This window comes from Streptomyces sp. NBC_00249 (assembly GCF_026342355.1).
Lineage (GTDB): Bacteria > Actinomycetota > Actinomycetes > Streptomycetales > Streptomycetaceae > Streptomyces.
Genome location: NZ_JAPEMV010000004.1, coordinates 106,686 through 124,765, shown reverse-complemented (window position 1 = coordinate 124,765; position 18,080 = coordinate 106,686). Strand labels below are relative to the sequence as shown.

General features: G+C 68.1%; 17 protein-coding genes. 3 read left to right on the top strand and 14 right to left on the bottom strand.

Going from position 1 to position 18,080, the window contains the following annotated elements; genetic code table 11:
* Positions 1–813: 813 nt before the first annotated feature.
* The 11 genes from OOK31_RS18830 to OOK31_RS18780 all read right to left on the bottom strand — a co-directional run bounded on the left by OOK31_RS18830 (position 814) and on the right by OOK31_RS18780 (position 13,997).
* A complete protein-coding gene (locus OOK31_RS18830) occupies positions 814–2,073 on the bottom strand; it encodes an aromatic ring-hydroxylating dioxygenase subunit alpha (RefSeq protein WP_267088430.1) in 1,260 nt (419 codons plus the stop codon).
* A 92-nt stretch (positions 2,074–2,165) separates the two neighbouring features.
* A complete protein-coding gene (locus OOK31_RS18825) occupies positions 2,166–4,538 on the bottom strand; it encodes a peptidase domain-containing ABC transporter (RefSeq protein WP_267088429.1) in 2,373 nt (790 codons plus the stop codon).
* A 66-nt stretch (positions 4,539–4,604) separates the two neighbouring features.
* Positions 4,605–5,900, bottom strand: coding sequence for a condensation domain-containing protein (locus OOK31_RS18820; protein WP_267088932.1), 1,296 nt, complete (start codon positions 5,898–5,900; stop codon positions 4,605–4,607).
* A 263-nt stretch (positions 5,901–6,163) separates the two neighbouring features.
* Positions 6,164–6,673, bottom strand: a complete 510-nt coding sequence (locus tag OOK31_RS18815; RefSeq protein ID WP_267088428.1) for an acyl carrier protein — start codon at positions 6,671–6,673, stop codon at positions 6,164–6,166.
* Positions 6,670–8,175 (bottom strand): class I adenylate-forming enzyme family protein, encoded by a 1,506-nt coding sequence (locus OOK31_RS18810; RefSeq protein ID WP_267088427.1) that lies wholly within the window; start codon positions 8,173–8,175, stop codon positions 6,670–6,672. The genes OOK31_RS18815 and OOK31_RS18810 overlap by 4 nt, the downstream gene beginning before the upstream one ends.
* 132 nt (positions 8,176–8,307) lie before the next feature.
* Positions 8,308–9,231, bottom strand: a complete 924-nt coding sequence (locus OOK31_RS18805; protein ID WP_267088426.1) for a phytanoyl-CoA dioxygenase family protein — start codon at positions 9,229–9,231, stop codon at positions 8,308–8,310.
* 1 nt (position 9,232) lies between these two features.
* Positions 9,233–10,033 carry an NTP transferase domain-containing protein gene (locus OOK31_RS18800; RefSeq protein WP_267088425.1) on the bottom strand — a complete coding sequence of 267 codons (801 nt, stop codon included), beginning with the start codon at positions 10,031–10,033 and terminating at the stop codon, positions 9,233–9,235.
* Positions 10,030–10,770 carry an SDR family NAD(P)-dependent oxidoreductase gene (locus OOK31_RS18795; RefSeq protein WP_267088424.1) on the bottom strand — a complete coding sequence of 247 codons (741 nt, stop codon included), beginning with the start codon at positions 10,768–10,770 and terminating at the stop codon, positions 10,030–10,032. Before OOK31_RS18795 ends, OOK31_RS18800 begins: the two co-directional genes overlap by 4 nt.
* Positions 10,771–10,772: 2 nt before the next feature.
* A complete protein-coding gene (locus OOK31_RS18790; RefSeq protein ID WP_267088423.1) occupies positions 10,773–11,582 on the bottom strand; it encodes an HAD family hydrolase in 810 nt (269 codons plus the stop codon).
* A gap of 294 nt (positions 11,583–11,876) precedes the next feature.
* Positions 11,877–12,506, bottom strand: coding sequence for a response regulator transcription factor (locus OOK31_RS18785; RefSeq protein WP_267088422.1), 630 nt, complete (start codon positions 12,504–12,506; stop codon positions 11,877–11,879).
* Positions 12,507–12,848: 342 nt separating this feature from the next.
* Positions 12,849–13,997, bottom strand: coding sequence for a response regulator transcription factor (locus OOK31_RS18780; RefSeq protein WP_267088421.1), 1,149 nt, complete (start codon positions 13,995–13,997; stop codon positions 12,849–12,851).
* Between the two features lie 133 nt (positions 13,998–14,130).
* Here OOK31_RS18780 and OOK31_RS18775 point away from each other — a divergent pair, with 133 nt between their 5' ends.
* The gene (locus OOK31_RS18775; RefSeq protein ID WP_267088420.1) at positions 14,131–14,397 is read left to right on the top strand and encodes a hypothetical protein; all 267 of its coding nucleotides are present in this window, start codon (positions 14,131–14,133) and stop codon (positions 14,395–14,397) included.
* Between the two features lie 108 nt (positions 14,398–14,505).
* Here OOK31_RS18775 and OOK31_RS18770 read toward each other — a convergent pair whose 3' ends face one another.
* The 3 genes from OOK31_RS18770 to OOK31_RS18760 all read right to left on the bottom strand — a co-directional run bounded on the left by OOK31_RS18770 (position 14,506) and on the right by OOK31_RS18760 (position 16,041).
* Positions 14,506–14,736, bottom strand: coding sequence for a hypothetical protein (locus OOK31_RS18770; RefSeq protein ID WP_267088419.1), 231 nt, complete (start codon positions 14,734–14,736; stop codon positions 14,506–14,508).
* A gap of 7 nt (positions 14,737–14,743) precedes the next feature.
* Entirely contained in the window at positions 14,744–15,064 is a 321-nt protein-coding gene (locus OOK31_RS18765; protein ID WP_267088418.1) for a hypothetical protein, read from the bottom strand.
* 116 nt (positions 15,065–15,180) lie between these two features.
* Positions 15,181–16,041 carry an immunity 49 family protein gene (locus tag OOK31_RS18760; protein WP_267088417.1) on the bottom strand — a complete coding sequence of 287 codons (861 nt, stop codon included), beginning with the start codon at positions 16,039–16,041 and terminating at the stop codon, positions 15,181–15,183.
* Positions 16,042–16,239: 198 nt separating this feature from the next.
* Between OOK31_RS18760 and OOK31_RS18755 the strand changes: the two genes are divergently transcribed.
* The gene (locus OOK31_RS18755; protein WP_267088931.1) at positions 16,240–17,457 is read left to right on the top strand and encodes a serine hydrolase; all 1,218 of its coding nucleotides are present in this window, start codon (positions 16,240–16,242) and stop codon (positions 17,455–17,457) included.
* Positions 17,458–17,540: 83 nt separating this feature from the next.
* Positions 17,541–18,026, top strand: coding sequence for a GNAT family N-acetyltransferase (locus tag OOK31_RS18750; protein ID WP_267088416.1), 486 nt, complete (start codon positions 17,541–17,543; stop codon positions 18,024–18,026).
* Positions 18,027–18,080 lie beyond the last annotated feature (54 nt).

Genomic DNA, 18,080 nt, shown 5'->3' with positions numbered 1-18,080 from the left:
ACCGTAGGTAACCATCAGACGGGTGTCAATACCGGAGAGTCGGCGAACAGTTGCCGATTTCCGTGCGCTGCCGAGGGCATGTCGCCAAGCTCTATGTCAATTCTTGAGGGCGTGCACCGACTGCCGATTCGGCCACGTGTCGAGGGCATACTGCCAAGTGCTCTGTCAATTCCCGATCCCGCTGTCCGGCCCGCGCGCGTATGGGGCGCCCGGCGCCGGAAGCGGGCCGGGCGTGGGCGGCGGCGCCGCCCCCGGGCCAGCGGGCCCGCGCCCTCGGCCCTCACCGGAATTAGCCCGGGTCAGCGGATCAGAATTCGCTGGGGGTATGCGCGGAGAGGCGAGGGGGTGGCCATTCTGGTTTCTCCCGGCAGTCCTGAGATGCTCACCATGAGATACGCCGTGCATCTGCCGGGAAACGCCGTCTGCCATCTGCGGTCCGCCAATTCCCTCAGTAATTCGGCGGTTTTTCCGGCGAACGTCGATCCGGAAGTGGATCCGCTCAGCCCCGAGGACCAGAAGGTCTCACCTGGGGATGGTGTGCTTTCGCGTCATGTAGGACTGCCGGGCCCAGCGGGCGAGTCCTCCGACGGCGAGGAACGCGGTGATTCCGCCGCGGCGGCGGGCGCCGGCGTGGGCCTCGGCGGGAGGTAAGGCGGCCGGCGTAGCCGTGGTGGCGAGTGCGGCGATGATCCGGGATGTGGTGTGCTGCCCCGAGCGGCAGTCCACTACGGCCGTCGGTGGTGGGCCGTGAAAACACCGATGGAGCCCCTCGTAGGAAGGGCTCCGGGTTTGGGGCTCGCACCGCGGTCGGTGTCAGTCGTCCAAGAAGTTCTCGCTGAGGCCCATGGCCTTCTCGAACGCGCGGCGTACGGACTCCGGCTGGCCCGCCTGGGCGATGTAGGACGGGTCGTCGCTCAGGCGCCAGTTGTACACGCGCCGGAGTCGCTCTTCGAAGAAGGCGCGGTCGGAGCCTTCGCGGTTGTAGACCTGGTGGACGTCCAGCGGGAGGGCGATGCATTCGTTCAACGCGGGGTCGCGCACGATGCCTTGGGGGTCCTCGCCGTTGCGGACGCGTTCCATGTCCGCGAAGAGCCTCTTGCGCAGCATGATGAGCCCTTCGTCGCTGCGGCCCAGGTGCTCCTTGCTGCGGTCCGCGATCTCTCCCTGGCCGATCCAGGCCGCGAAGTCCTGGTTCTGGATGTGGCTGGTCAGGATCTCGCCGTCGTCGTCGTAGACGGGGCCGTACCAGTACGGGATCTCTGCCTGCTCGGCCTCGGGCATGTCCGTCGGGATCGCCGAGTAGTGCCAGACGACATTGAGCGTGTGCGTGTCGTCGACCGGGATGCGCCATTCGATGCTGCTGCCGACGTACAGGGCGTTGGGCCACAGGCATGCGACCCCGCTCTCCTCCAGCCGGCTCGTCGGCGCGACCGGGGCGGCCGGGATCTTGACCATCTCGGCCTGACGTGCGACAGCGATCCCGAACTCGAATTCCTGGAACTCGATGCCGGTGTGGCGGGGCCCGTATTCCGGGCTCGCGGGATTCGCCTCGCGTGCCACGTAGTTGGTGTGCCGCCATTCGAAATGCACGGGGTCAACGGAGTTCTCGTGGCCCTGCAACCAGTTGCACGGAAGCTCTGTCAGGATGATCTGGACGAACCCGCGGTTCCAGGTGAACGGCTCGAACATCGGGATGAGGGGCGCCGGAGACGGTCCCATGTAGGCCCAGATCATGCCGGCGAACCCGACCGCCTGGTAGGACGTGACCTTCACCTTGGACCGGAACGGCGTGGCCGATTCGGCCATGTCCTCGTAGGGCTGCTCCACGCAGGAGCCGGCCTGGTCGAACTTCCAGCCGTGGTACGAGCAGCGCAGGCTGTTGCCCTCCACCCAGCCCTGGCCGAGATCGGCGCGGCGGTGCGGGCACTGGCGCTGGATGAGGCCGTACTCGTCGCCGGCGGTCCGGTAGAGGACCAGGTCCTCACCCATCAGCCGGACCGGCTTCACCCTCTTCTCGGCGAGCTCCGAGACAGCGGCGATCGGGTGCCAGTACCGTCGCATCAGTTCGCCCATGGGAGTCCCCGGGCCGACCCGGGTCAACATTTGATTTTTTGCTTCGGAGAGCAAATCGCCACTTCCCTTCAGTTGCGGAACGGATGACCGTTTCAGGCCTGGAGTTCCCCGTGACCGGTCGCGAGGGTGCGCATGATCGGAGAGTTGGCCATGAGGTCCTCGTACTCGCCCTGAGCGACGACCCGGCCGGAATCGACGACGACGACCTGGTCCGCGGCCTCGAGCACCGACAGGCGGTGCGCGATGACGATCAGGGTGTGGTCGAACGCGGCCAGCCCGTCGAAGATCGCCTTCTCGGTCGCGCTGTCCAGCGCGCTCGTCGCTTCGTCGAGGACCAGGAGCTGCGGCTTGCGGATCAACCCGCGGGCGAGGGCGATGCGCTGGCGCTGACCGCCCGACATGCCGAGGCCGCCCGGGCCGAGCTGTGTCTGGTAGCGCATCGGCAGCGCCATGATGTCGTCGTGGACGCAGGCCAGCTTCGCCGCCTGGATCACTTCGTCCAGCGGCGCCCCGGGCAGTGCGTAGGTGATGTTGTCCCGGATCGAGCCGGCGAAGAGCCTGGCGTCCTGGGCGATGTAGGAGATCGAGCGCCGGAGCGACACCCGGTCGAGTTCGGTCATCGGCACGCCGGCGAGGTGGACCGATCCGCTGCTCGGGATCTGGAGGCCGGCGATGACGGATGCCAGCGTCGACTTGCCGGAGCCCGACCTGCCGAGGATGGCGGTGAACGTCCCGCCCTCGAAGCGGACGTCGACCTCTCGGAGGATCGGGTCCTTGCTGCCGGCGTAGCTGAACGACACGTCGCGTACCTCGACGGGACCGCTGACGTCGTCCAGCGGTGTGGCGTCCGCGGGGCGTTCTTCCGGTTCGGTGCCCAGGATGTCCGTCAGCCTGGAGAGCGTCGCGCCGAGACCGGCGACCTGCAGCGCGCTGTGCACCAGGTTCGCCAGGGGCACGAACATCCCGACGGCGAGCGCGGTGAACCCGACCACCGAACTCAGCGACTCGGTACCGCTCGCGATCCGGTAGTACCCCAGGGCGAGCACCGCGAGGGGGGCGAAGAACTGGATCGTCGCGCTCATCGCCGAGCCGATGACCTGGTTGCGCCGGCTTCGCCCGCGGTGGTTGATCTCGTCGACCACGCTGTGGCTCCAGCGGTCGTGCGCGGTGTCCTCCAGGCCGCACGCCTTGATCGTCTGGAGTCCGTCCAGCAGCTCGAGGAGCGAGCCCTCCGCGATCGACTGGTGCTCCAGCTCCTCGGCGGACAGGTAGCGCTGCTTCTTCCAGAAGAAGAAGAGGACGAGCACCATCGCGAGGGCCAGCCCCATGCTGAGCAGGGCGAACTGCAGGTCCACCACCAGGAGCATGATCAGGTAGAACAGCACCAGCGCGCCGTCGAACATGCCGGAGAGCGCCGCGTTGGTGAGTACTTGCCGGACCGCCGTACTGGTGCGGACCCGCATTCCCAGATCGCCGGGGTTCCTCCTGGTGAAGTACTCGTAGGGCAGCGACAGCAGATGCCCGAACACACCGAGCGTGACGCGGCGGTCCGCCAGCGATTGAAGTGAGACGAGCGCCAGGCCGCGGAGTATCTGAAGGAGCGCGAACGAGACGCATCCCACGAGCGCGCAGCAGAGGATGACGATCGCCTGCCCCGGCCGGCTTCCGCCACCCGTGTGCGCGACCACGTACGAGGTCGCGAAGGGAGTGGCGAAGTTGAAGACGATCAGCAGGAACGACGCGACGATCAGGCTGATCCAGCGGCGGTCCCGGGTGATGAACAGGTTGAGGTAGCGCCAGGAGCTCTGCGCCACACCGAATCCACGGCGGCGCACCGGCGCGCGGTCGACGAGCGGTGCTTCGAACTCGAGGGCCACGCCGGTGAAGGCGTCCGCGACCTCCTCCAGCTTGAGGCGTCGTCGTCCCATGGCGGGGTCGACGATGTAGACGTGCGTGGAGGTCACCTGTTCGAGGACCACGAAGTGGTCGAAGTTCCAGAACAGGATGCTGCCGCTCCGCAGGCGGCTGAGCCCCGCGACGCCGACCCGTACGCCACGCCCGAGCGCCCCGAAGTGCCTGGCCGTCTGGAGCAGGGCCCGTGCCGAGACTCCTCCGTGGCCGGCGACCAGTTGGCGCCGCACGGCCGCGATGTCCACGTCGATGCCGAGGAAGGCCAGCACCATCGCGAGGCAGGTGGGACCGCAGTCGGCGCTTTCCGTCTGGTAGAAGACGGGCACCTTCGGGCCGCGCCGGGCGGTGAGCAGGTTCGAGGCCGCTGTGGCGAGTCCGCGCAGGCTCCTGCGCTGCCGCTGCTCACGCAAGCCGGGCAGCGAGAGGGCATCTCCCCAACGGCGTACGGAGGCACGCTTCTCGGCGGCTTGACGACTGAACCGGGCCCGGCCTTCGGGGGCCGATGCCGAGGGCTTGGACTGCCCGGCTTCGGTCACGTCATCGGTTTCGGTCATGAACGGCGGCTCCCTTCGGAGGTGGCGGAATCATCGGACGTGCGGTGGTGGGCGGCGGAGGTCGGCTCAGCCCACCAGGAGTCGCTCGATGTCAGCCGTCATCTCCTGGGCGGCGGCATCGGTGATCCGGGCCCGGTTGAAAGTGAGATGGAATTCGACGCGATCGGTCCAGCTGCCGACCTTGAGGTGCACTCCGGCGACGGCGCGCTCACGCGAGGGCGCGTAGGCGCCGTAGCTCAGCACGAGATCGTTCAGCGGGGTCCGCACCGTCTGCTGGGGGTGGCCCACGTAGGCGATCCGCACCGCGCGTTCCGGCCCGCCCACCAGCTTGCCGAGGCCGGCCGCCCCGCTGGCCCCGGCGATCTCACGGGTGACCCGACGGTGTTTCAGTACGGCGAGCCAGTCGTCGGTGAGCGCTCGGACGAGCTCGGGGGACGTGGCACCCCGGTCGACGACCAGCGGCAGGCTCAAGGTCAGCATGCCGAGGAGGCGCCGTTCCCGGATGCTCCGGGTGTCCACCGGTATCCAGAGGGCCAGGGAGTCCGCGTCGGTGTGGTCGAACACGGTGCTCGCCAAAGCGTGTTGGATCCAGATGAGCTCAGTGGCGTTGTTCGACCTCGCCGTGGTCCGCATCGAGTGGAGTCGCTCGCCCTCGAGGACGAAGTCCTTCTCCGTGATGCCGGCTTCAGCCGTCTCGGGAGTGGTGGAGGTGAGGAAATCCCGGTCCTGGGGCAGGCGGGCGAACTGGCGCCGCCAGAAGTCGGCCGTGGCGCCGGCTTCGATGGGCGCGTGATCGCGGCCCGCTGCCAACGTCATGAATTGCAGGGTCGGTTCGGCGGCGGCGTCGTGATCGCCGCGGCGCCGACGGTAGGCCCGCCACAGCTCACGGCCGAAGACCGCGCGCACACTGCCGTCCACCGCGAGCTGCGAGAACGTCGCGATGAAGGCGTGGACCCCCGGCGAGTACTGCAGCAGCCGCAACCGGAACGGGAGCTCTGTCCGCGGATCCCAGGCTTCAGCGGCGTCCTTCGTGGCCAGGGCGACGACGTAGCGGGAGAAGCGCTCCTCGGAGGAGGCCTTGACCTTCTGGCAGGTGACCAGCTCGCCCAGCGGGGGTGTGGCCCTCACCCACTGGTGCGGCTCCGAACCCCCGCATTCGCACACCGCCAACCGCAGGGCGTCGTGGCTCCGGATCACCTCGCCGACGCTCTCGATGAACGCCGCTACGTCGAGGGGACCGTCGATGCGGTACGAGACCTCGATGGTCGACATGGCGCCCATGTCATCGCGCAGGGCCTGGAACATCGAAAGCTGCGGAAATGTGAGCGGCGCTGTTTCCTGGCCCTGGTGGTGCATCGTCATCGTCTCCACGTCACTGATGATCTTGGCTGGCGCCCGGAAATCCGGGCGCCAGCCAAGAGTCAGTTATTGCTTACATCACGCAACGGCCCGCAGCGCCGCCGACGATGTCGTCGAGCGCGTCGTCGGACAGGAACTCGATGTCCACCGACTCAGTGTTGAAGTACTCCATGCTGTTCACCCCCTTGATGGGTCTCGGTGCTTGTGTTTTCATCCACTGCCCAGGCTGCCTGAGTACGCATGACAGCCCGGGCGAGGATGAGTCTTTATCGGGGTGACCGCTCGCGGATGAGCGTCACCAGCCGGGCGACGGTGAAACTGTCGCCGATTTCGAAAAAGTTGAGTGGGACGCCGTATTCGCGATCCAGGAAGACGATCGTCTCGACGACGCCGAGGGAGTCACCGCCGCACTCCCAAAAACTGTCGGAGACACCCAGGCCCCGTATTTCGAGGAGCTCCTCCCAGAACTCCACGAGCGCCTTCTCCAGCGGGTCCGAGGGCGGAACGTAGACGTATTCGGCCTGAGATGCGGGGGACACGCCGTCCGAATCCGGACGGTAGTCGCACCAGCCCTCTGCCGGCCACAGGAGGCCTCGGACGAATCGCACCCGTCGGACGTCGACTCCGTAGCAGCTGCGAAAAGCCGCACGGACGTCCACACCGGACCGGTCGCCCCTCGTGGAGATGTAGACGGTGAGCTCGGGGTCCTCCCGCAAGGAGGCGCCCAGAACGTCAGGGCACTTGCGAAGGAGTGAAGCGTCGAGCTGTCGATTCATGAGGAACCTCCTGTTCGGGCTGAATTGAAGATCGCCTTGATGGCCACGGCGTCAGGCTTGCCGATCTCCGACCGGGGAATCCCGTCCACCCGGAGGCAGGTCCGGGGAAGCTCCTGGCCGTCGAGCTGCGCGGCACAGAACCTCTGGACCTCGGAAAGGTCGAAGCCGGCCACGGGGTCGCGCGGTACGAGCAGGACCCCTGTCTCGCCGTCGCCGGCACCCGGGAGTGCGATGCATTCGGCGTCGAGGATGTCCGGGTGGGTCCGCAGGACCAGCGACAGACGTCCGAGCCATGCGACCCCGGTGGCCGTGGCGGCCCGGTTCGCGGCGCGGTCGAAGACGTAGAGGTACCCGTCCTCGTCGACCCACCCCATGTCGCCCAGGCTCACGAAGCCGTCAGAGGTGCTCTGGAGCCAGGGAGTCGCCGAGCGGTCGCGGGCGGAGCCGCCCAGGCGGCGGAGGTAGATCCGGCCTATGCCGTCCTCCACCCGCTCCTGTCCCTGCGGGTCGCCGATCCGGATCTCCGTCAGCAGTCCGCGCCCGACCGATCCGGGCTTCGCGAGCCACTCGGAACCACTGATCACCGTGACCCCGACGCCTTCGGTGCCTCCGTACATCTCGAAGAGGCGTTCGCCTCCGAGGAGGCCCAGCCATGCGTGTTTCAGCGGCGCGGGACACGGGAGCGCGGTGTGCAGCAGCCCTCGCAGACTGCTCAGCCGCTCGGGGTGCCGCTCGGCGGCCGGCAGCAGGCTCCGCAGGTAGTTCGGGGTCAGCATGAGCCACTCGATCCGGCACTCCGAGATCGCGGTGAGCAGATCCTCGGGGTCCAGACGGTTCGCCAGGAAAAGCTGGTTCCCGTCGAGCACACCCTGTACCAGTGCGGCCACTGTGCCTATGTGGTAGATCGGAAGCGTGAGGAGCTGCTTCTGCCCGCTCTGCCAGCCACAAGCGCGGAATACGAGGTCGGGTACGGTCCGCGGATCGTAGGATCCGAAATCCCAGAACGGAACTATCTTCGGAATTCCCGTGGATCCGCTGGTGGCCAGGAGGTACCGCGGACGCTGTTCCCCGGTTTCGCGCGACCAGCGCGAAAGGTGGACAACGGCGGCGGAATCCCCGCCGGATATCGATGTTCCGGGGACCTGCACACTGCGCGTCCGAGGATCGATTCCCGCGTTGTCCAACGCCTCGGACAAGGTTTCGCCTTCGAGCTGCGGCGAATGCGGGAGGATCGTGACCCCGGCGCACAAGGCGGCCAGGACGATTTTCGCCGATGCGGCGGATACGGTCGCGGGGTGGCAGATCACCGTGTCCCCACCAGCGGCCCAGGTGCGGAAGAGTTCCGCGAGCTCCGACACCTCGTCGACGAACCGGCGGTACGAAATCTCCTTGTACGTCCCGCCCGCGGTGACCTCGACGATCGCCGGGTGGTCCGGGGATTCGGCCGCCAATTCGGCCAGCCTGACCGATATCGGCTTCACATTCGCGTTGCGCTTCATCATCCCCCCCGTTCCGGCCGCTCGAACTTTCTGCCTTGATATTCCCACGATTTTCTATCGGTGATCAACGTCCGAAAGGGCAGAACATGATCTTCCGTCCTGCCCTTTCGGGCAGAGGTGACGCCTTGCGAAACCTCAGATCTCCGGATGCCCCGGGATCGGTACGAACTCGGACGCGCTCAGCGGCGGTTCGGCTTCGAAGAGCTCACGATCGACGACCTTCACCGTTTCGGGAACGGGCTCCCACCACTCATTGCGCATGAAGGGGGCGTCGATGAATTCAGGGCTGTCACGCATGCCGTAGGCGAAGGCGCTGACCAGCGGTGCCCGCGTCGACTGGAAACGGGTGTCCGCCGAGAGACGGAGACGATCGCTGTTGTTGGGCAATGCCGCGTGCGGCGTCAGCGCGTGGAACACCAGGACGTCGCCGACTTCGTAGTCGGTCGTGGCCCAGCCGCTGCCGGCGTCCACCAGGAGGCGATCGGTCAACTGCCCGTTGGCATGTCCTCCGGGACGCACGGCCAGCCCGCCCATGGTGCGGTCGATCGGTATGAGCGGGATCCACGCGGTGAACATGTCCACGACGCCGAAGACCCGGTAGTCCTGGTGCTCGTACATACCGTTGTGCACGGACACCAGCGACTGCGGATACACCGTGCGCAGCACGCTGGCCCGGGCCGGATACGGATTCTCGGCGCTGCGCTGCGCCCAGGACGGCAGGGGGAACGCGTCATCGCCGATGAGCGTCCTCATGAGCTGCCTCAGCTGCGCGTTGTAGCTCAGCCCCTGGAAGGCGTCCAGCGCTACCGCGCCTTCGTATCCCGGGTCGCCGTGCGGTGACCTGCCGGCCTCCCCGATGCGCGGCGGCAGGGCCAGTTCCTGCGTACCGGGTTCGAACCAGCCGTTCTCACCGAGCGTTGCCTTCGTCTGCGCGGCCAGCTCGTGAATGACATCGCGGTCCATGAGACCGCGGAAGAACAGATAGCCCTCCGCGCGGAGCCTTTCCCGCAGAGCCGCGCGGTCGGAAGCGATCGGTGACGAATCTTCGAAATCTTGCATATTAGCCCTCCATCAGTCGAGTTCTGCCGCCGGCAGGTTCGCCGGAGACGTAGGCGATCGCATCCTCGTACTCTTCCTGGGTGCTGATGTTGAAGAGCGCTTCCGTCGGGCTCACGAAGTAGCCCAGCTCTCCGGCGTCGATGAGTGGGCGGACGATGCCCAGATAGTCGAGGCTCAGCTCCGGGTCGAACCGGGGGAAGGCCGCCTTGTCCAGGATCAGTGCGCCGGCGAGCACCAGTCCGTTCTGGTCCGGGGTGCGGCGGTAGTCGTCCGGGCAGATGGCGATGTCCGTCACCCGCTGGGAGGATTCGTCGCCGGAAACGACCCAGTGGCGGTACAGGCGGTCGGCGTACGTGGTGACCACGGTGGCCGGCAGCCCCGACGCCGAGTGGTGTGCCAGGGCGCGATCGAGCCTGAGGCCGGGTTTGATCTCATCCGCGTGACAGAAGAGCACTGTTTCCGCGCCGGATTCGCGCATGGCGCATTCGACCGCGTTGAGATATCCGGGCTGCTCCTGGAAGGAGAGCCGGGTCTCGTACGACAGGGCCGCGGACTCCAGCCAGGCCTGGAGCTGATCGGCATGGTGGTCGACCGCGAAGATCACCTGGCGTATGAAAGCCGGACCGAGGAGATCGATGGCGTAGGTGATGAGTTCCCGGCCGCCGACCCTCACCAAGGGCTTCGGCACCGTGTCGTGGGTCAGCGGCTTCAAGCGGTTACCGAGCCCGCCGCACATGATGACGCAGTCGTACATTCCGCCGCGCTGTGAGCCGTCTTGCGAGCCGCGCTGCGAGCCGCTCATCGAAGCCGGAATCCGGCGTCCACGACAAGGGTCTCTCCGGTCATGGCACTGGATCCGCCGGACGCGAGGAAGAGACAGGCCTCGGCGACCTCTCGCGGCTGGACCAGCCGCGCCAGGGGAACCGCCGTCACCAGCTGCTCGTATTCCGGAGAGTGGCCCATCCCCGTCTCGACGAAGCCGGGTGCCACCGTATTGACCAGGACGTGCGGGGCGAGGGCCTTGGCCAGCACGCCGGTGAGGTTGAGGACCGCCGCCTTGGAGGCCGCGTAGGGCATGTTGCCCGCGGTTCCGAAGTTGTCCAGTCCGCTGACCGAGGCGATGTTGACGATCCTGCCGGACCCGCGCTCCAACATGATCTTCGCGGCCTGTTGGGCACACAGCGCCACGCCCACGAAGTTGGTCTCGAGCGTGGAGAGGATGTCCTGCTTGGTGAGTTCGAGGAACGGCTTCGGCTCCAGGATCCCCGCGTTGTTCACGACGACGTCCACGGTTCCGTAGGCCGCCAGCGCCTCCTTGAACAGGCGCTCCACGTCAGCAGGTTCCGCGACGTCGGCCTGGACCGCCATCGCCTCACCGCCGTTCGAGGTGATGGTGTTCACCACCTCCTTGGCGTTCTCCTCGTCGCTCCTGTAGTTCACCACGACGCGGGCACCCTCGGCGGCGAACAGTTCGGCCACGGCTCGGCCGATTCCCCGAGAGGAGCCGGTGACTATGGCGACTTCTCCGTGAAATCCCATGATTAGGCTCCTCCGATGGCGTCTGCGCGCCGTGTTTCGCCGGGCGTTGCGCGTACGGGCAGTGCGGAGACGAACTCCACGAGGCTTTCGGTGATGTGGTCGGGCCGTGCGGATTCCAGATGAGGCAGCAGCCCCATCCCGCTCAGCACCGCCACACAGGCGACGTCGGCATCCTGTCCGGCATGGATGTCGTTCGGAGCATCACAGACGAACACCGTCTCGTCCGCTGTGACGGAGAGTTCGTTCATGATGTGGACGAGCCCCTTTCCGGACGGTTTCTTCGCCGCGACATCGTCCTCGGAGGCGATCAGGTCGAACGCGTCGGCGAAAGGCAGATCGCGATCGACGGTGACCCGGTTCCCGTTGGTGAGGAGCGCCACCAGGTAGCCCTTCTCCTTCAGGCCGTGGACGGCTTCCTCCGCACCCGGGTACATGCCGACGAGGAGCCCTGCCGCAGCGGAGTTGAAGAACTCCTTGTAGCCCAGCCGGATCTCCTCGGCGAGCTCGGCCGTTTCCTCGTCGAGGGATGCCGTGAGCCGATCGAGGGCGGATTCCGCGTCCTCTGTCGCCAGGATTTCGGGGAGGCGGTGGTTCTCGCCCGCCAGCTGAAGAGACAGGAGCACCTTGATGCACTCAAGGCCGATGTCGTACTTGCCGATACCCCGCAGATGCCATGTGTCCACGATTCGGAAGTCGAACGGCAACCCCACCTTCGCGAATCCCGCCCGGTAACCCTCGTGCAGTCCGGCGGAGGAGTCCCGGATAACACCGCCGAAATCGAGGACAACGAGCCTACGGTCCTTCACTGGCATGGATACCTCGCCTCCGCTGTAGAGCGTGGGGTCGCACGGGTCGTGCAGACAATTGGTCGTCAAGGTTGACTGCGTGCACATTTTCTTCGTACAGCTTTCCCGTATCCCGATGAGGCTCGTGCGCCTCTGGAAGCAGCGGCGCGAATATCACTTGAGGTATTCGCGCTATTCAGTCGCTTTCGATTTTTCGACACTCTCACGATTTTTCGAGTGTGGTCAAGCGTCCGAAAGAGCAGATAAACCTTCCGAAATGCTGCCCTTAAGGGCAGTGGCTTCAGCCGCCGGCCGGGCGGCTCAGATCAGGCCCTGTCGCATCGCGTACACGACCGCGTGGGTGCGGTTGCGCAGATGGAGGCGGCTGGTGACGTCCTGCAGGACGTTCTTCACCGTGCGCTCCGAGTAGGCGAGTTGGGCCGCGATCTCGCGGGTGCCGTGGCCGTCGGCGACCAGCTTCAGCACCTCGACCTCGCGCGGGTGCAGGCCGGAGAACGACAGGCTGCGCCGGTCCATGATCTGGCGCGGCAGCTGGCTCATCTGCTGGAGCAGCCGGCCCAGCAGGTCCGGCGGGATCGCACCCTCGCCGCGGACGGCCGCGCCCAGCGTGTGCACGAGCTGGTCGGCGGTCGCCTCGGAGCGGCGTACCAGGCCGACCACCCCGCACTCCACGGCGGTGGTCATCGCCGCGTCGTCCAGCACCGACACCACCAGGACCAGCGCCGAGGAGAGGGTCCGCTGCAGATCGCGCAACTGGGCGACGACCTCCTGGTCCAGGCTGTCCGCGACCACCAGCACGGCGTCCGCGTCGTCGGTCTCGGCGGCCTCGACCAGGCGCAGCTCGGGCCGGGTCCGCAGCTGGGCGGCGACCCCCAACCGCGAGATGGGGTCTCCGGCTTGGACGCGGACGGCGATGCGCTGAACGGACATGGTCAGTCTCCGGTGGGGGGGGGGCTAGTCGCAGTCGCAGCCGCAGTCGCTGGTGCTGAGAATGCGGAGCGAGGGGCGGCAGTTCACGAAGGGGATCCTTTGCGCGGCGGGGCCGTCGCTGCCGATGTCGTGATTCTTGCCCGTGCACACCCCACGTGAATAGGGACAATGCCTGTCATCAAAGTGTCAGACCCGCTGGGGGACAGGGGGACGAAGGGCGCAAAAGGGACCTTGAGGGGGAGTGGAGCTGCGATGGAGCGCCAAGTTCTTTGCGACGGGGAATCATTGAGGTGATCGTGACCGTGATCCGGCCCGAAGCCCCGCGTACGGCCTCCGGGGGCCTCAGGCGGGGGCGGATCCGGTGTCCGGGGAGTCCGGGTGGTCGAGGAGGCCGTTGCGGGTGGCGATGACGGCGGCCTGGAAGCGGTTCTGCGCGCCGAGGGTCTCGAGGATGTCGGCGACGTGACGGCGCACGGTACGCAGGGACATGCCCAGGCGGCGGGCGATGGTCTCGTCCTTGAGGCCGGCGGCGAGGAGTTTCAGCAGGGTGGTGTCGATGTCGCGGGCGACCCGTTCGAGGCCCTCGGCGCCGAGTGCGGCGGGGTCGACGAATTCGGTGGCGTGCGTCCAGGCCTGCTCGAAGAGGGAGCGGAGGTAGGCGATGAGGTGGGGCTCCCGCACGACGACGGCGCCGGAGGTGACGGTGTCGGTGGGCAGGAAGGCGACGGTGTCGTCGAAGACGATGAGCCGGCCGAACAGCTCGTGGGCGGTGCGGTATTCGCCGCCCAGGGCGGTGGCGGCGAGTACGTAGGCCTGGGTGGGGCCGTGGAAGCGGACGACGTGCTGCTGGAGGGTGCGCATGCGTACGCCGCGCTCCAGCAGGGCGCGGTCACGGACCAGGGCCGGCTCCAGGTTGGCGGGGTCGCGGGAGACGGTGCCGGGCTGGCAGGCGAGGACCTCGTACCGGCAGCGGGCGGCCTCCTTCTCCAGCATCTCGTTGACCGCCACGAGGTCGGGCAGCACGGTCACCGCGTCCGAAGCGGAGCCCGGGGTTTCGTCCTCGGTCGAACGGGTGACGCGGTGGACGTCCGCGCGCAGGGCCGCCAGGCGCTGCTGGTGGGCGAGGGCCTCGGCCGCGACACGGGCCGCGAACTCCGTGTCGATGTGGTCCAGGGCCGCTTGCGGGGACAGCACGCGGCCGCGCGAGGCGTCATCGGCGTCCGGGCGGACCAGGTGCCGCCGGATCAGTCGGGACAGGGCGGCGTCGGCTGGCCGCAGGCCGATCCCGAGGTCCTGTGCCAGGACGGCGGGGTCGAGACAGCCGTGCGCGCGGATATGGCCGTAGACGCTGCGTTCGGTGGCCTCCTCCGCCGGGTCGCCCGGGTGGGTGGAGTCGTACGGGAACGCGTTGCCCGGGAAGGTCACCGCGGAGGGCGCGGCACCCTCCCGTCCCGACCCGCACCACTTGCCCGGCATGTCCGCTTCAGGCATTTCGTCCCCCTGTCCCCTGGTGGACATGACACTTTACTGACAGAGATAACCCCTGGTCACGGGAAGGGTGCGCCGGAAAGAATCAACAGGTCGACATCGACGCGTCACCCCCCATGGCACGAAGGAACTCGTTGTGAAGAACCGCCTCGCACGCACCACCATCGGCACCGCCGTCGCCGCCATGGCCGCCCTGTGCGTCCTCGCGACCCCCGCTGCCGCCGGCGAGCTGCCCGGAGGAGCCGTGCGGGCGTCGGTGAGCAGCGTTGAGGCGCCGGTGACGCGGACGGACCTCGTCGAGCAGCCCGACTTCGACATCGTGTCCGGCGACAACGACATCGACAACACCTCCTGGGGCAACTGCCGCCCCGCCCCCGGCCGCGACTGCAAGAAGCGGGTCTGACCGAGGCGCTCACCGCCCTGCCGCAGTTCCTGTGCGGGGTGTCGGACCGGCAGGCGGCTCTGTAGAGGCCCCAGCTCACGCGCCGTGAGCTGGGGCCTCTGCTCTTGTTCAGCCCAGGTCGCGACGCTTCTTGTCGATGCGGACCAGTCGGGCCCAGCGGGCCAGCCCTCCGACGGTGAGGGAGACGAGGATCGCCCCCCAGTCGATCACGTGGGGGAGGCCGGGGAAGAAGGCGAAGAAGGCGAAGGACGCGGTGGCGGCGACGAGGAACGCGGCGATGCCGGCGCGGCGGCGTTCGGTTTCCGGGGCGGGGCCGTGCGGAGTCGGCGGGGTGGTCATGTGCGGCTCACTTCGTGATGTGGTGGCACTGGCTGACCCGGCGCACGCCGTTGATGTTCAGATGCGCGCACGCCTTCCCGTAGCGGGGCAGCGTCTGGGGTGCGTTGTCGCGCATCGGGTGGATCTCGCACTCGGTGTGCATCTTGCCGCGCGAGGTGCGGTAGGTCTTGCTGTCGGTGTCCGCGTAGGTGAAGTCGATGCGCCAGTTGCAGAAGCCCGAGTTGAGGGCTCCGACGAAGCCGCAGTCGACCCCGGCGTTCTGGTAGGTGATCCTCTTGCCCTCGCCGCGGATGATGTGGGTGAACATGCAGCCTGTCGGGATCGTCATGGTGACACCGCCGACCTGGTAGTCGAAGCCGGCGACGGGCGTCGAGCCGATGGCGCCGGCGTGCGCCTCGGCGGGGGGTAAGAGGAGCAGCGCGGCTGTCCGGGCGGGGTGAGGGGTCAGGCGTCGGGCTTGTTGTGCCGGGCGAAGTCGAGGAGGGCTTCGGGGAGGTAGGCGGAGCGGGTTTCCATGGGGAAGCCGTTGGCCTTGGCGAGGCAGGCGAGGGCCAGGGGGGCGATGGCCACGACGCCCGTGATGTTCACGGTGCGGTCCTCGGTCGCGGTCCAGTACTGCTTGTGCCGGTGCACGGCGTCGGCCAGGGCCTCGTCGAAGCCGGCGGGGTCGTTGCGCAGGTAGCGGTACAGCATCATGATCGGCGGGCGGCGGAGCATGCTCACCTCCGCCCGGTCGAGGACGCGGGCCTTCCCCGGGGTGCTCAGGTCCACTGCGCGGACCAGGTGTTCGCGAAGGTCGTCCCGGTGGAGCCAGAAGCTCTGGAGGGTCTCCACCCAGGCGTAGAGGTACTCGTCGAACGCGCCGCCGAAGTCGCGCAGCAGTGACACCGGGATCCGCGCCAGCATGTCGAGGCGGGCCGTTTCGCGGCAGATCAGCGCGAGGTAGAAGGCGTTGACCCAGTTGCCGGCGTGCAGGTGGACCTGTGGGCCCGTGGTGGCCAGCCGGCGTTCTTCCTGGCGGATCTCGCAGGTGACCGTCTCCTGGCCGGTGGCCGCGGCCGCGAAGACCGCCGAGTGCACCTGCATGGCCAGCAGCCAGGACTCCCGGGTCTCCGGCATGAGCGCGTGGGGGTCCCCGACGCAGCGGACGCGGACGACGTTCAGCGAGTCCCAGATCGCGTCCGCCCTGGCGTCGTGCGAGGTCTCGATCGTCTCCAGCGAGTCGGACAGCGACTGCTCCATCACCGGGACCACGGCCGCCATGGAGTCCGTCGGGTAGTCCTGGCGGGACACGTTCAAGGTCATGGGTCCTTACGTGGGGAAGGGCTCGGACTCGACGGGGTCCCGGGTTCTGCCTTCGCAACATAGGCCATGGCTTCGGCGTCCTTCGCAGCCGGTCACGGCGGTCGGTCCCCGGTCGCCGGGGGGTGGGGGCGGGGCTACGTTGGGAGGGATAGCGAGGCGGGGCCGGGCGTCATGGGCAGGAGGCCGGGCATGAGGAGCGTGAGCGCGCGGTGGCGTGGTGCGGCGGTCGGGGCGGCCGCGGTGGGGCTGGTGGTGGTGCCACTCGGTGTGGGAGCCGGGTCCGCGTGGGAGGCTGCCGCGCCCCCCGGGGTGTCCGCGGCGGCGCCGGTCGACGACGAGTTCCCGCAGCTCACGCCCGCCGTGGCGGCCCAGCTCGACGCGGCCGTACGGAAGGTGCAGGCGCAGGCCAAGGTGCCCGGGGTGATGGTGGCGCTGTCGGCTCCGGGCAAGGGCGAGTACGTCCGTACCTTCGGGATCGCCGACAAGGCGACCGGCGCGCCCATCGCCACGGACATGTACATGCGGATCGGCAGCGAGACGAAGACCTTCACGGTGACGGCCCTGCTCCAGCTCGTGGACGCGGGCAAGGCGCGCCTGGACGACCCCGTCGGGAAGTACGTCGCCGGGGTGCCGAACGGCGACAGGATCACCCTGCGCCAGCTCGCCGAGATGCGCAGCGGGCTGTTCAACTACTCCGAGGACGAGGGCTTCTTCAAGGCCCTGACGAGCGACCCCCGGCGGCCGTTCACCCCGCAGGAGCTGCTCGCGTACTCCTTCGAGCACCCGGTGAACTTCGCGCCCGGCGCCAAGTTCGAGTACTGCAACACCAATCTGATCCTGGTGGGGCTGGTGGTGGAGAAGCTCAGCGGGCAGCCGCTCGCGCAGTACGTCAACGAACGGGTCGTCAAACCCGCCGGCTTGAAGCACACGCTCTTCCCCAAGGGCGCCGAGTTCCCGACCCCGCACGCCCACGGCTACACCAACCAGACGGCCTCCGGGAAGACCGAGGACGCCACCGGCTGGAACCCCTCCTGGGGCTGGGCGGCCGGCGCGATGATCTCCGACCTGGGTGACCTGCGCAGCTGGGCGAAGACCCTGGCCACCGGCACCCTGCTCACCCCCGCCACCCAGGCCCAGCGCCTGAAGGTGGTCCCGGCGGGAGGCCTGCCCGACACCGGGTACGGCCTGGGCATCTTCAACCTGGACGGCTGGATCGGCCACAACGGCTCGCTCCCCGGCTACCAGTCGCTGGCGGTGTACCTGCCCGAGGCGCAGGCCACCATGGTGGTCATGCTCAACACGGACATCTCCGCCGAAGGAGAGGAACCCAGCACGCTCTTCGGCGAGGCGATCACGAAGATCGTCACCCCGGACCACGTCTACAAGCTGCCCGCCCAGCCCGTCCCGGGCAGCTGACCGGGCAGGCAGGGCCGGGTCCTTCGCCGCCCCGCGCACAATGGACTGCGGCGCGCGGGATCGACGAAGGAGAAGACGTACACATGGACGCACAGGACGCACTGGATGCACGGGACGCACAGGTGACCCTGCGGGTCGCCGGCGGCTCCGACGTCGAGGCGGCGGCGGAACTCTTCCGCGGCTACCTCGACTTCTACGAGGTGAAGGTCGAGGACCCCGACCTCCCCCGGCGGTTCCTCGCCGAGCGGATCGCGAGGGACGAGTCCCTCGTCCTGCTCGCCGACGTCCCCGGCGCGGGCACGGTCGGCCTCGCGCAGGTCTACCGCACCTTCTCCTCGCTGGCCCTGCGCCCCATGTGGATCCTGAGCGACCTGTACGTCGACCCGCGCGGCCGCCGCACCGGCGCGGGCCGGGCGCTGCTGCGCGAGGTGCTGCGCCGGGCGCGGGAGGCGGGGGTGTCCGGGGTGCAGCTGGAGACCGCCTACGACAACCACGTCGCGCAGGGGCTGTACGAGGCGGAGGGCTTCGTCCGCGACCCGTTCCACATCTACTTCCACGACCTCGGATGAATCGGATGAAGGGGTGAAACATTTCCGCCGCGCCGTCGCGTCAATGGGGTGAGA

Bases quoted from the DNA above. Each gene is read 5' to 3' on its own strand.
- OOK31_RS18780 (WP_267088421.1), bottom strand. From the start codon at position 13,997: ATGCCTGAAGCGGACATGCCGGGCAAGTGGTGCGGGTCGGGACGGGAG.
- OOK31_RS18810 (WP_267088427.1), bottom strand. From the start codon at position 8,175: ATGATGAAGCGCAACGCGAATGTGAAGCCGATATCGGTCAGGCTGGCC.
- OOK31_RS18790 (WP_267088423.1), bottom strand. From the start codon at position 11,582: ATGCCAGTGAAGGACCGTAGGCTCGTTGTCCTCGATTTCGGCGGTGTT.
- OOK31_RS18815 (WP_267088428.1), bottom strand. From the start codon at position 6,673: ATGAATCGACAGCTCGACGCTTCACTCCTTCGCAAGTGCCCTGACGTT.
- OOK31_RS18765 (WP_267088418.1), bottom strand. From the start codon at position 15,064: ATGACGATCCCGACAGGCTGCATGTTCACCCACATCATCCGCGGCGAG.
- OOK31_RS18795 (WP_267088424.1), bottom strand. From the start codon at position 10,770: ATGGGATTTCACGGAGAAGTCGCCATAGTCACCGGCTCCTCTCGGGGA.
- OOK31_RS18760 (WP_267088417.1), bottom strand. From the start codon at position 16,041: ATGACCTTGAACGTGTCCCGCCAGGACTACCCGACGGACTCCATGGCG.
- OOK31_RS18785 (WP_267088422.1), bottom strand. From the start codon at position 12,506: ATGTCCGTTCAGCGCATCGCCGTCCGCGTCCAAGCCGGAGACCCCATC.
- OOK31_RS18805 (WP_267088426.1), bottom strand. From the start codon at position 9,231: ATGCAAGATTTCGAAGATTCGTCACCGATCGCTTCCGACCGCGCGGCT.
- OOK31_RS18770 (WP_267088419.1), bottom strand. From the start codon at position 14,736: ATGACCACCCCGCCGACTCCGCACGGCCCCGCCCCGGAAACCGAACGC.
- OOK31_RS18800 (WP_267088425.1), bottom strand. From the start codon at position 10,033: ATGAGCGGCTCGCAGCGCGGCTCGCAAGACGGCTCACAGCGCGGCGGA.
- OOK31_RS18830 (WP_267088430.1), bottom strand. From the start codon at position 2,073: ATGGGCGAACTGATGCGACGGTACTGGCACCCGATCGCCGCTGTCTCG.
- OOK31_RS18750 (WP_267088416.1), top strand. From the start codon at position 17,541: ATGGACGCACAGGACGCACTGGATGCACGGGACGCACAGGTGACCCTG.
- OOK31_RS18820 (WP_267088932.1), bottom strand. From the start codon at position 5,900: ATGACGATGCACCACCAGGGCCAGGAAACAGCGCCGCTCACATTTCCG.
- OOK31_RS18825 (WP_267088429.1), bottom strand. From the start codon at position 4,538: ATGACCGAAACCGATGACGTGACCGAAGCCGGGCAGTCCAAGCCCTCG.